Annotated in this window: 12 protein-coding genes; 4 read left to right on the top strand and 8 right to left on the bottom strand. The window is 64.7% G+C overall.

The window, feature by feature from the left end:
• Positions 1-89 precede the first annotated feature (89 nt).
• Positions 90-740 (top strand): TetR/AcrR family transcriptional regulator, encoded by a 651-nt coding sequence (locus tag ACSVIK_RS23835; protein ID WP_442446623.1) that lies wholly within the window; start codon positions 90-92, stop codon positions 738-740.
• A 6-nt stretch (positions 741-746) separates the two neighbouring features.
• On the opposite strand, the gene ACSVIK_RS23840 is transcribed toward ACSVIK_RS23835, so the two are convergent.
• Positions 747-1,526 carry a class I SAM-dependent methyltransferase gene (locus tag ACSVIK_RS23840; RefSeq protein ID WP_442446633.1) on the bottom strand — a complete coding sequence of 260 codons (780 nt, stop codon included), beginning with the start codon at positions 1,524-1,526 and terminating at the stop codon, positions 747-749.
• A gap of 106 nt (positions 1,527-1,632) precedes the next feature.
• On the opposite strand from ACSVIK_RS23840, the gene ACSVIK_RS23845 reads away from it, so the two are divergent.
• On the top strand, positions 1,633-2,400 hold the full coding sequence (locus tag ACSVIK_RS23845; protein ID WP_442446624.1) for a hypothetical protein: 768 nt from the start codon (positions 1,633-1,635) through the stop codon (positions 2,398-2,400).
• Positions 2,401-3,004: 604 nt separating this feature from the next.
• Here the strand turns inward: ACSVIK_RS23845 and ACSVIK_RS23850 are convergent.
• The 7 genes from ACSVIK_RS23850 to ppc form a co-directional block, all read right to left on the bottom strand.
• Positions 3,005-3,706, bottom strand: coding sequence for an extensin-like domain-containing protein (locus tag ACSVIK_RS23850; RefSeq protein ID WP_442446625.1), 702 nt, complete (start codon positions 3,704-3,706; stop codon positions 3,005-3,007).
• An 11-nt stretch (positions 3,707-3,717) separates the two neighbouring features.
• A complete protein-coding gene (locus tag ACSVIK_RS23855; RefSeq protein ID WP_442446626.1) occupies positions 3,718-4,587 on the bottom strand; it encodes a DUF72 domain-containing protein in 870 nt (289 codons plus the stop codon).
• Positions 4,588-4,613: 26 nt separating this feature from the next.
• The gene (locus ACSVIK_RS23860) at positions 4,614-4,958 is read right to left on the bottom strand and encodes a hypothetical protein (protein WP_268178657.1); all 345 of its coding nucleotides are present in this window, start codon (positions 4,956-4,958) and stop codon (positions 4,614-4,616) included.
• A gap of 113 nt (positions 4,959-5,071) precedes the next feature.
• A complete protein-coding gene (gene tsaB, locus ACSVIK_RS23865) occupies positions 5,072-5,755 on the bottom strand; it encodes a tRNA (adenosine(37)-N6)-threonylcarbamoyltransferase complex dimerization subunit type 1 TsaB (protein WP_442446627.1) in 684 nt (227 codons plus the stop codon).
• 108 nt (positions 5,756-5,863) lie between these two features.
• Positions 5,864-6,643 (bottom strand): 5'-nucleotidase, lipoprotein e(P4) family, encoded by a 780-nt coding sequence (locus tag ACSVIK_RS23870; RefSeq protein ID WP_442446628.1) that lies wholly within the window; start codon positions 6,641-6,643, stop codon positions 5,864-5,866.
• A 169-nt stretch (positions 6,644-6,812) separates the two neighbouring features.
• The gene (gene adk, locus ACSVIK_RS23875; RefSeq protein ID WP_268178660.1) at positions 6,813-7,460 is read right to left on the bottom strand and encodes an adenylate kinase; all 648 of its coding nucleotides are present in this window, start codon (positions 7,458-7,460) and stop codon (positions 6,813-6,815) included.
• A 269-nt stretch (positions 7,461-7,729) separates the two neighbouring features.
• Entirely contained in the window at positions 7,730-10,357 is a 2,628-nt protein-coding gene (gene ppc, locus ACSVIK_RS23880; RefSeq protein WP_442446629.1) for a phosphoenolpyruvate carboxylase, read from the bottom strand.
• Positions 10,358-10,645: 288 nt separating this feature from the next.
• Between ppc and ACSVIK_RS23885 the strand changes: the two genes are divergently transcribed.
• Positions 10,646-11,059 carry a DUF4398 domain-containing protein gene (locus ACSVIK_RS23885; protein WP_442446630.1) on the top strand — a complete coding sequence of 138 codons (414 nt, stop codon included), beginning with the start codon at positions 10,646-10,648 and terminating at the stop codon, positions 11,057-11,059.
• Between the two features lie 48 nt (positions 11,060-11,107).
• Complete coding sequence (locus ACSVIK_RS23890) at positions 11,108-11,893, top strand: OmpA family protein (protein ID WP_442446631.1); 786 nt, start codon at positions 11,108-11,110, stop codon at positions 11,891-11,893.
• Positions 11,894-12,182 lie beyond the last annotated feature (289 nt).

Here is a 12,182-nt window from a genome sequence, read left to right on the forward strand (position 1 = left end):
TGACGACCTTTCAAAGAAGGTTTGGAATATTTGTACTGCCGAGTATAGTAGAAATAGCAAACTCACCAGTCCAGTATTAAAAGCCATCAATGCCTGACAAGTTGTTACAGCCTTCCGGCCCAGGCCGCCCCAAGGATCCCGCCAAGCGCCGCGCCATTCTCGACGCCGCCAAGACACTGTTCCTGCGCCATGGCTACGACGGCAGCAGCATGGACGCCATCGCTGCCGAAGCCGGGGTCTCCAAGCTCACGGTGTACAGCCACTTCACCGACAAGGAGACGCTGTTCTCCGCTGCGATCAAGGCCAAGTGCGAAGAGCAACTGCCCGAGCTGTTGTTCAAGCTGCCGGATGACGTACCGCTGGAAAAACAGCTACTCGAGATTGGCCGCGGCTTCCTCGCGCTGATCAACAGCCGCGAGTCGGTGGAAATGCATCGCATGATGGTCAACCTGGCCAGCCAGGGCTCGAAGCTGGCGCAGCTGTTCTACGAAGCCGGCCCCCTGCGCATTCAGGAAGAGATGGAGTTGTTGCTGGGCAAAGCCGCACAGCGCGGCCTGCTGGCCATCGACGAGCCGCAGCGCGCGGCCGATCATTTCTTCTGCCTGCTCAAGGGTGGTGCGCATTTCCGCCTGCTGATCGGTTGTGGCGAACCGCTGCAGGGCGAGGCCGCCGAGCTGCACATGAACGACGCGGTGCAGCTCTTCCTCCGCGCCTATCGACCAGCCCCCGGCGCGCAGTAACGAGACTCAGGCTTCCAGCTTCTTCTTCGGGTAGATGTCATAACGGCTGGATTTACCCTCCAGCACATAGCCCGGCTTGCTTCCCTCGATGGCCGGCGCCTTGCGAGGGCGCTTGACCACCACCCGATGACTGGCCAGGGCCAGGGCCGCCTGCAGCAATGCCGGGGCATCCAGATCATCGCCGACGAAGGGACGGAACAGGCGCATCTCCTTCTTCACCAGGGCGCTCTTGTCGCGGTGCGGGAACATCGGGTCGAGATAGATCACCTGCGGCGCCTCGCCCTGCCAGGCCTGCATCAGTTCGATGGCATTGCCGCTGAGCAATTGCATGCGCGCCACGATGGGCGCCACCTCCTGATCCAGCGCCGCGCGTTGCAGGCCATCCTCCAGCAAAGCCGCGACCAGCGGCTGACGCTCGATCAGGGTCATCTCGCAGCCGAGGCTGGCGAGGACGAAAGCATCGCGGCCGAGCCCGGCCGTAGCATCGAGCGTGCGCGGGCGAATGCCCGGCTGCACCCCCACGGCCTTGGCGATCATCTGCCCGCTGCCACCGCCGAACTGACGGCGATGCGCTGCCGCCCCCTCGACGAAGTCCACACGCACCGGCCCAGGCGCCTTGTCGCCGAGTTCCACCAGTTGCAACCCTTCCTCACCCAGTTGCAGGGCGTATTCGCTATCACCGCTCTGCGCCAGGCCCAGGCGTGTGGCCCATTGCGCGGCCGCTGCGGCGTACTGGGGATGCAAGGCTTGCATGCGGATGCTGGCGTTGTGCCGCTCGTCGGTCATTGGCTCGTTCTGCTCAAGAATCACTCAAAACACCGGCCACCCGGCCGATATCGAAGAGGTGACATTCTGCCAGAGCCGGCCAACGACAGCCGCATCGAGTGTGATCATGTTCGACGCTCTCTCCGCCCCACGCCCCAGCAGCCCCCCTGCCAGCCCGCGCCCAACGGACGATGCACTCGACAGCGCAACGCGCGAGTCGGTGGATTACCAGATACTGCGCCGCACCCTGGGTATCGAGGATCAGCAGACACCTGGCGATATCATCCGCGAGCTGCCTCAGCAGGACGAGCCGCCAGCCGTGGCCAGCGCTGCCGAGGCGCTCAGCCAGGCCGTGGTCGAGCAGCGTGGCCTGGAGCTCGAGGTCAGGGTCGATCAGGCCCCGCAACGGGTCGACCCGCTGGTGCTGGATCTGGCGGGCAACGGATTTTCCACCAGCGGCCTGGATCGCCCGGTACGCTTCGACCTGGACGCCGATGGCCGCCAGGATTCGATCAGCGCCCCTGTCAGCGACGACGCCTTGCTGGCCCTGGATCGCAATGGCAACGGGCACATCGATGACGGCCGTGAGCTGTTCGGCGACCAGCATGGCGCCGCCAACGGCTTCGCCGAGTTGTCCCGCTTCGACGACAACGGCGATGGCCGTATCGATGCCGCCGATGCCGTGTTCGACAGGCTGCGCCTGTTGCGTTTCGATGCTCAGGGTCGACAACAACTGCAGACACTGGGCGAGGCCGGGGTCAGCGCCATCGACCTGCGTCCACGCGATGTCAATATCGCCCTCGGTGCTTACGATCAGATCGCCCAGTTGGGCCAGTTCGAGTTCGCTGACGGGCGCAGCGGCCAGGCGGCCGACCTGCTGCTGGCCAAGCGCTAGTCGCGCCCGGTGCACTATGCGCCGCAGCTTGGCAGCCGTAGGGCGGACTCAGGAGCGAAGCGAACAGTCCGCCGGGCCATGCCGAGTTCGGCACCACGGCTCACGCCCAATACTCCCAACGGCGTACTGCTTCGCGAGTACGCCCTACGTCCCTATGCGCATGAAAGTATTGGTTTAACTCGATAGCCACATCGCTACTTCATAGCTACCAGAACACACAGGACTAACCTGGCATACCTGTCCGCTCAGGCGCGCTAACTCCCCCTTCAAGAGGCCGAACGTAGGCATTGCGCAGGGGGCGAGTGGCATGGATGCCACGAGAGGCGTAATGGGCCAGGGATGGCCCATGTACGCCGACCCCGGAGCGATGCCGGAGTGAGGGAAGTCGAGCGAAGCGAGACCCGGATGGCGGGGGTGCGTTTCTTTTGCTTACTTTTCTTTGCGCATTTCAAAGAAAAGTGAGTCGCCCGAGGGGGCGAAACCCGGAATCACTGAACACGCCGAAGCGGCGTCCACAACACCGAAACAACACACAAACTTGCCAGTCCGGTATCAACCACGCATTCCCCCGAAAATGCGATGAACCAGTTTTTAGAGGTGCCCGCTAGCGGCACATCCGCCATATGCCCATGTCCACATGAAAATGATCACGGTGGGCGGCGTTGTAATCCGGCCCCAGGGTGATGTTGAAGCTGTCGCAGGCTGCCTCATGAACCCGGCGCAGAAAGCGCGCCTTGTCGCCCTGCCCCGACCAGTCGTGCAACACACTGATGCGCCGACCATCGCGCAAGCGGAAGCCGACGATATCCAGCGCGTTGGCGTAGGAGTGCTGGCTGGGCCGCTGGCTGCCGGCGATGCTGCGACAGGCGAAGCTGCCGATATGCTCCAGGCGCGCCACCGGCTGGCCGAACACCTTGCGAGCGGCAGGCTGCAGGCCATGGCGCTCGAACAGGGCGAAACTCACGGCCAGGGGACAGGTGGCCATGAAACTGCTGCTCAGGCCGACACCAGCGCCCTGAATGCGCACGGCGTTTTCCACCGGGCAACCCGGCTGCGGCGTGCTGTCGGCCAGGCGGGTGAAGCGCAGATCAGAGCTGGCCAGGGCCTGATCGCACAGGGCGCGATCCCCTTTCAGGCGCCAGAGCTTGAAGCCGGTGAGCAGGTTCGGCTCCTCACGCACGTCCAACGGCGCCCAGGGATTGAAGCGCGGCGCCACCTCCAGCCAGCCGCGCCATAACCCCAAAAGCACGAGGGCACTCGACAGCAGTACCAGCAGAAACAGACGACCGATCTTCCCTGTTCGCATGAGCGCTCCCGTCATAGCAGCCCGAGCTGTTCCAGCTCCGGCTCGGTGTGCAATGTCGGCAGCTCGGGCAGGCCGGGCAGGCGCTGGCTCAACTGCTCATGAAAGCGCCGCGCCAGTTCAGGCGCCAAGCGGTTATCCGAAGTATGGGCGAAGACGTATGGACGCAGCCCCTGTTCGATCCAGCCGGCCACCTTGTCTAGCCAGGGCTGCATGAAAGGGTCATTGGCCAGCAGCTCGGGGTGGCCGATGAAGCGCAACTGCGGGCTGCCGCTGAAGGCCGTGGGGCGGGTCGGCAGACGCGGCTTCTTGGCCTGGGCATGCAGCACCGCGGGCGTTTGCTCGGTGCAACTGAACAGCGCCCGTGAATCCAGGCAGATGCGCTCGATACCGCGTGCTTGCAGCAAGCGATTGAGTGCTCGCTCGGTTTCGCCCTTGGCGAAGAACTCCGGGTGGCGCACCTCGATGGCCAGAGCGCCATCGCCCCAGGCCTCGATGAATGCCGCCAGTTCAGCCAGGCGCGGCGGCCCGAAGCTGGCTGGCAGTTGCAACCAGTAAGGCGCCACCCGCTCGCCCAATGGTGCCAGCAACTGGCGAAAATCCGCGCTGGCTCCGAGTTGCAGGCAGAGATCGTCGCTGTGGCTGATATCGCGCGGCAGCTTGGCGCAGAAGCGAAAGTGCGCCGGCATGGCCTGCGCCCAGCGCGCCACGGTCTGCTCGCTGGGGCGGGCATAGAAGGTGGTGTTGCCCTCGACGGCATTGAACACCTGGGTGTAACGGGCAAGAAAATCCACCGGCCGGGTGTCGGCGGGATAGAGGGTGGCGCGCCAGGCGGCCTCACTCCAGGACGGACAGCCGAGAAAATAGGGAAGCGCTGCAGTCATGCCAGCCGGGAGCGCATCGCAGACGCTCAGGCGTAGAGGTCGAGCCCGAGCACTTCCTGCGCGTCGGATTCGTTGGCATAGGTGGCGGTGGTGCTGTAGCTGGCCAACGCCTGAGCGACCCGATCGCTGAGGCGCGGCTGGGCGTAGGTGGCGCTCTGTTCACGGCTCGGCAGGCTGTCGCTGTTGGCGCTGCTGGCCTGCACCCGACGAATCTGCGGCTGTTGCTCCAGCCCCTGGCTGCTCGACGGCGCCGCCGGTTGCTCACGCTGAACCTCGATTTCCCGCTGCGCCTCGCGATAGGGCGTGACCGCGGTGCCCGAACGGGGGCCGCGGTCTGGCGAGTAGGAAGGTAGGTAACCGTCGATGCGCATCTAGGAGGTGCTCGGGGGCTCGGCTGAACGGTGGGCACTGCTGGCAATGTAGCGGTGAGTGCCGGCCTTGGCAAATGCCAAGGGGATCTTGACGCCAGACATCCGACCAGTTGTCATGCCGGCGGTGCTTTCGGCGTGGCCACCTGGTCACGCAGGTACACCGGCTGCGCCTGATCGGCTGGCAACGCTTCGCCGCGCGCCCAGGCGAAACGCGCCAGGCTCAACAGGTCTTCGGCATGGGGCAGCAGGCTGCCATCCTGGGCCGAAGGCTGCAGGGCGATACGTGCGGCATGGGTGCCCCAGCCGGTGCCGGCACCGAACCACTCGGCGCTGACCCCGCGCGGCGCCTCGGCCTGCTCCGGCGGCAGCACCGCCTCCTGGCCGAGCAGACGCATCTCGCCACCCTCCTCGCCATAGCAGCCCCAGTACACCTCATCCATACGCGCATCGATGGCCGCTGCCACATGCCGCGCGCCCTGCTCACGAAAAGCGCGCTGCGCCAGCACGGCCAGGTTGGACACCGGCAATACGGGGCGCTCGAGGGCGAAGGCCAGTCCCTGCACCACGCCAATGGCGATGCGCACCCCGGTGAAGGCCCCCGGGCCACGGCCAAAGGCGATGGCATCGAGGGCGGCAGCGGCGATACCGGCCTCGCTCAGCAACTGCTGAATCATCGGCAACAGACGCTGGGCGTGCAGGCGCGGCGCCACTTCGTAGTGACTGAGCACGCGCCCCTGGTGCAGCAGAGCGACGGAACAGGCTTCGGTGGCGGTATCCAGGGCCAGGAGAGTGGTCATCGGCTTCTTATGGCAGCAGAAAAAAGAGCCGGCATTAGACCGGCTCGGCGCTTTTTTTTCCAGCCCGCAGGGCGCGAGCGGCAGCCGCAGGCGGCTGCCGGCCGGGCGTTACCAAGGTTGAATTTCCATCTTGGCGTCCCAGGGCTTGAGCGGCGCCTTGGACCAGGTGCCATAGCCCGCGTTGGGAAAGACGATCCACTCGGTGCCCCATTTGCCGGCCTCTTCGGCGACGGTCTTGCGCTGCGCGTCGAGCGGCGTCTTGCGAAAACGTGCGTCGAAGTCGTGCAGGGTGTCGCCGAGCAGCAGCACGATCTGGTGATCGGCGCTGACCAGGGCACGGCGCTCCACCTTGGGCGGGCCGAGCAGCAGCACGCTATCAGCAGACACCTGCGGCAAGCCGAGTTTCTTCAGGGTGGCCAGGGTGTAGGACTTCTGTTCGTCGGAACGGTCGGAGATGTAGCGGATGGTCACGCCCAGCTTGTCGGCATGCTCGAGGAATTGCTTCGCGCCGGGAATCAGCGCCGGCGTGCCGTCACGCTCCCAGGGCAGCCAGGTGTCCCAGGCGTCGTACTGATGACAGTTGGCCAGGTCGCGCGCCAGCAGGGCGCTGTTGTCGATCACGGTTTCGTCCAGGTCGGTGACGATGGCCAGCTTGGACGGATCCTTGGCCGCCGCCACGGCCTTGTCCAGCTTCTCGGTGGCGATGTTGTAGGCCTGCAGTTGCAAGGCCTGGATCTCCGCCGACTGTTGCTGGAAGCGCAGGCCCATGGTGAATTCGGCCACGGCGCAATCCGGCTTGGCAGCTTCGTCGGCCTGCACGCTGGCCATGCTCAGCAGCGATACGGCCAATCCCAGCCAGATATGACGACCTTTGCATGTCTCGCTCATCGAATGTCCTCTTTCAGGGGGAAGATGACCCAGGCCCATATACCCAAGGGTCGAAGGATCAGCGTAGCGAGGCTCGGCGCTACGGGCCAGGCCGGCATACGCAGCAGAAACGACAAAGGCCCGAAACGGGCCTTTGTGCAAGGGAGGTTGCTCCCCCTGGGAGCTGGACTCAGGCCAGAGCGGCGAGGGTCTTCTCGGTGATCTGCTCGACGCTGCCGACACCCGGAACGTGGGTGTACTTGGGTGTGCCGGTTTCGGCAGCGAGCTTCTGGTAGAAGTCCACCAGCGGTTTGGTCTGCGAATGGTAGACGGACAGACGATGACGCACGGTCTCTTCCTTGTCGTCCTCACGCTGCACCAGCTCCTCGCCGGTGACGTCGTCCTTGCCAGCCACTTTCGGCGGATTGTATTCGGTGTGGTAGACGCGGCCGGAAGCCGGATGCACGCGGCGACCGGACAGGCGCTTGACGATCTCTTCGTCGTCCACGGCGATTTCCACCACGTGATCCAGAGCGACACCGGCGTCACGCAGGGCTTCAGCCTGCGGAATGGTGCGCGGGAAGCCATCGAAGAGGAAGCCATTGGCGCAATCGGGCTGAGCGATGCGCTCCTTCACCAGATTGATGATCAGGTCATCGGAGACCAGACCGCCGGCGTCCATCACGCTCTTGGCCTTGAGCCCCAGCTCGGTACCGGCCTTGACCGCTGCGCGCAGCATGTCGCCGGTGGAGATTTGCGGAATACCGAACTTCTCGGTGATGTAGCGAGCCTGGGTACCTTTGCCGGCACCGGGCGCCCCCAGCAGAATCACGCGCATCGATGTGCTCCTCAAGATTTGTGTAGTGATCGTCGGACTCGCCTCGTGGGGCCAATCTCTTGAAAGGTCTGCGGCAACCGTAAAACATCTCCAAAAACCTAGGCGAGGCAGTCAGCGGTAGTTTTTGGAGGTGCTCTGTAGCGGCCGAAAGGCTGCCCAAGATACACAGCGCACCCCTGCTGCACAAGCAGCCAAAAGTTGGATAAACCCCCTACTCCTGGCGGCATCAAGCGGCAACTTCCCGTCGAGCATCGCCGGTGCGTCCACCCTCAGCCGGTGTTGCGCAAGCCGGCGGCGATACCCGCCACGCTGACCAGCAGCGCCTGCTCCAGAGGGCTCTCCGGCGCTTGTTCGCGCTGTCGGCAACGGGCCAGCAACTCGGCCTGCAGGACATGCAGCGGGTCGAGATAGGTGTTGCGCACACTGATCGACTGCAGGGTCTGCGGGCTATGGGCGAGTAGCCTGGACTGGCTGGTCACTTCCAGTACGGCGGAGCAGGCCTGCGACAATAGGTCGCGTAATTGCGCGCCCAGCGGTCGCAGGTTCGCCTCCACCAAACGCTGGTCATACAGCTCGGCGATGGCCAGATCAGCCTTGGTCAGTACCATTTCCAGCATGTCGATGCGGGTGCGGAAGAACGGCCAGCGCTCGCGCATCTCCCTCAACAAGTCGCCCTCGCCCTGGCTCAACGCCTGCCCCAGGGCACGCTCCCAGCCGAGCCAGGCCGGCAGCATCAGACGGGTCTGCGTCCAGGCGAAGATCCACGGGATGGCGCGCAGGCTTTCCACGCCACCGGCACGCCGCTTGGCCGGACGACTACCCAGCGGCAAGCGCCCGAGTTCCTGCTCCGGCGTGGCCTGGTGGAAGTAGTCGACGAACTGCGGATGCTCGCGCACCACGCTGCGGTAAGCCGTCACGCCATCCTCGGCCAGACGATCCATCATCGCCCGCCAGGCGGGTTCCGGCGCCGGTGGTGGCAGCAGCGTCGCCTCCAGCACGGCAGCCAGATAGAGGTTGAGGTTATGCACCGCGATATCCGGCAGGCCGAACTTGAAGCGGATCATCTCCCCCTGTTCGGTGGTGCGGAAGCGCCCCGCCACCGAGCCTGGCGGCTGCGACAGGATCGCCGCGTGGGCCGGGCCGCCACCACGCCCCACGGTGCCGCCGCGGCCATGGAACAGCAGCAGCTCGACCTGATGCTCGCGGCACAGGCGCACCAGCTCCTCCTGTGCCCGATACTGCGCCCAGGCCGCCGCCGTGGTGCCGGCATCCTTGGCCGAGTCGGAGTAGCCGATCATCACTTCCTGCGGGCCCTGCAGGCGCGCACGGTAACCGGGCAACTGCAGCAGGCGGTCGATCACCGGGCCGGCGTGATCCAGGTCGGTGAGGGTCTCGAACAGTGGCACCACACGCATAGGCCGGCGCAACCCGGCTTCCTTGAGCAGCAGTTGCACCGCCAGCACATCGGAGGCGGCGCCAGCCATGGAAATCACGTAGGAGCCCAGCGAGGCGGCCGGTGCAACCGCCACCTCGCGACAGGTGGCGAGCACTTCGGCGGTGTCCGCACTGGGTCGATAGTCGCTCGGCAGCAAGGGCCGGCGACTGCCCAGTTCGCGCTGCAGGAAGGTCAGGCGGGTGTCCTCGTCCCACTCGGCATAACGCCCCAAACCGAGGTATTCGGTGATCTCGGACATCGCCGCGGCATGCCGCGCGGCATCCTGGCGCACGTCCAGACGCACCAGGAACAGACCGAAGGTGGCAGCGCGGCGCAGGCAGTCGAGCAAGGGGCCATCGGCGATCACGCCCATGCCGCACTCGTGCAGCGAGTGGTAGCAGAGCTGCAAGGGTTCCAGCAGTTCCTGATTGTCATGCAGCACCGCATTCGGCGCCGGCACCTCGGCGGTCAGCGAGTCATGTGCCCATTGACGAGTGGCGCGCAGGCGCTCGCGTACCTGCTTGAGCAAGGCCCGATAAGGCTCGGCGACATCGCCGACCCGTTCCTGCAAGGCCGTGCTGGCCTGCTGCATGGACAGTTCGGCAGCCAGGCTGTCGATATCGCGCAGATAGAGGTCGGCCGCCATCCAGCGCGCCAGCAGCAGCACTTCGCGGGTGACGCTGGCGGTGACGTTGGGGTTGCCGTCGCGGTCGCCGCCCATCCACGAGGCGAAGCGAATCGGCGCCGCGCTCAGCGGCAGGCGCAGGCCGGTGGCGGTCTGCAGGCTGTGATCGACACCGCGCAGGAATTGCGGCACGGCATGCCACAGCGAATGCTCGATGACGGCGAAGCCCCACTTCGCCTCGTCCACCGGGGTCGGCCGACTGCGGCGAATCTCCTCGGTGTGCCAGGCCTCGGCGATCAGCCGGCGCAGGCGCTCGACCACGGCCTCGCGCTCGCGTGGCAACAGGTCGTCATGATCCAGCGCCGCCAGTTGCGCGGCGATGGCATCGTATTTCTGGATCAGGGTGCGCCGCGCCACTTCGGTGGGGTGCGCGGTGAGCACCAGCTCGATGTCCAGCCGGGCAAGTTGCCGGGCCAGCTCGTCGGCGTCCTGGCCGGCACCGCACAAACGCGCCAGCAGCTCATCGAGCACCACGGCCTCGAACGGCTCCGCTTCATCCGTTCGGCGGCGCCGCACCTGATGTTGCTGCTCGGCGATGTTGGCCAGGTTAAGGAACTGGTTGAAGGCCCGCGCCACCGGCAACAGCTCGTCCTCGCCGAGCCCGGCCAGGGTCGCCCCCAGGCGTTCCGAGTCACCACTGCGATCGGCCTTGGCACTGTGGCGGATGGCTTCGATCTTCTCGACGAAGGCATCGCCATGCTGCTGTCGGATGGTTTCGCCGAGCAGTTCGCCCAGCAGGTGCACGTCCTTGCGCAAGCGCAGATCGATATCGGTCATCAGGCCTTCCCCCGCCAGTGGCAACGATTGCCTCACAGAGTGGCCCAGTCATCGCCGTCTTTTCAAGGCTTTGCCGTGTGACCATGGGCCTGAAGGGCTCGATACGAGCCCTAAAAAATGACCAACCGGTCAGACAGAAATCCCCAATCACATTGCCATCTTTTTTGAACTCTCGCGCGAACGCCTCAGTCAGTAAAAACAGGTCGCCGCATTGAATTGCCGTGAATCTCACGCACTGCGGCCCAGGCCGAACGTCTCGAACTTCATCGTTCACAGGAGTGCTGAAAAATGGATTCAACCATCACCAAGACCCTCGATGTGAAAGGTTCTGCCACGCCCCTGCGTGGTTTCAAACTGGCCGCCCTGTTCCTCGGCAGCAGCCTGCTCCTGGCGGGTTGTGCCGGCAATCCCCCCAGCGAGCAATACGCCGTATCGGAGTCGGCGGTGAATTCGGCGGTCAGCGCCGGTGCAACCGAGTTCGCCCCTGTGGAGATGAAGGCCGCGCAGGACAAGCTCAAGGAAGCCGAATTCGCCATGCATGACGAAGACTACGAGAAAGCCCGCCGCCTGGCCGAACAGGCCGAATGGGATGCCCGCGTTGCCGAGCGCAAGGCGCAGGCCGCCAAGGCTGAGCGCGCCCTGCAAGATGCCCGTCAAGGGATTCAAGAGCTGCGTGAGGAAGGCATGCGCAACGTCCAGTAACGGGCTTGCCCAGACCTCCATTCACCGACTGATCAAAGGATGAACGCCATGCGTAAACACATCATGCTTCCCACCCTGCTGGCCCTGAGCATCGGCTTGGTGGCCTGCGCCAACCAGCCCAACCCCAATCTGGAGTCGGCACGTAGCAACTTCTCCACGCTGCAGAGCGATCCGCAGGCCAATCGCCTGGCCGCGCTGGAAACCAAGGAGGCCAAGGAGTGGCTGGACAAGGCCGACAAGGCCTACCTGGACGACGCGGACAAGAAGAAGGTCGACCAATTGGCCTACCTGACCAACCAGCGGGTGGAAGTGGCCAAGCAGACCATTGCCCTGCGCGAGGCCGAAGCCGAGCTGCAGAACACCTCGGCGCAACGCGCCCAGGCCCTGCTGGACGCCCGCGACGCGCAGATCCGCCAGTTGCAGGACAAGCTCAACGCCAAGCAGACCGAGCGCGGCACCCTGGTGACCTTCGGTGACGTGCTGTTCGACTTCAACAAGGCCGAGCTCAAGAGCAGTGCCTACCCGAGCATCACCCAACTGGCGCAATTCCTTCAGGAGAACCCGGAGCGCAAGGTGATAGTCGAGGGTTACACCGATAACGTCGGCTCGGCCACCTATAACCTGGGCCTGTCCGAACGCCGCGCCAACGCGGTGCGCATGGCGCTGGTGCGTGCGGGTGTCGACCCGTCGCGTATAGTCGCCCAGGGTTATGGCAAGGAGTATCCGGTGGCGGACAACAGCACTCCGGCCGGCCGGGCGCAGAACCGCCGGGTGGAGGTCACCATCTCCAACGATAACCAGCCGGTCGTACCGCGCTCGGCCAGCGGGGGCTGATAACCTCTTTGGCATGGTTGCGACACGCCTGATGACGTAAGGCTGCTTACTTCATCGCTTGAGGTTCGCAGCCTCCCTGAAAACCCGATGCCAGGTTTTGGCATCGGGTTTTTTATGGCTCGCCATAGTGATAGGGAACTGCTTGGTTGATACTGGACTGGCAAGTTTGTATGGGTGCTTGTTCCGGATTGCCGCGTTTTTGTTGATGTTTCTGGTTTCGCCCTCCCGGGCGAGTCACTTTTGGGGCAAAAGTAACCAAAACCTCCGCCCTTTCATCCGGCCCTGGCTG

The organism is Pseudomonas sp. NCHU5216 (assembly GCF_052156495.1).
Taxonomy (GTDB): domain Bacteria; phylum Pseudomonadota; class Gammaproteobacteria; order Pseudomonadales; family Pseudomonadaceae; genus Aquipseudomonas.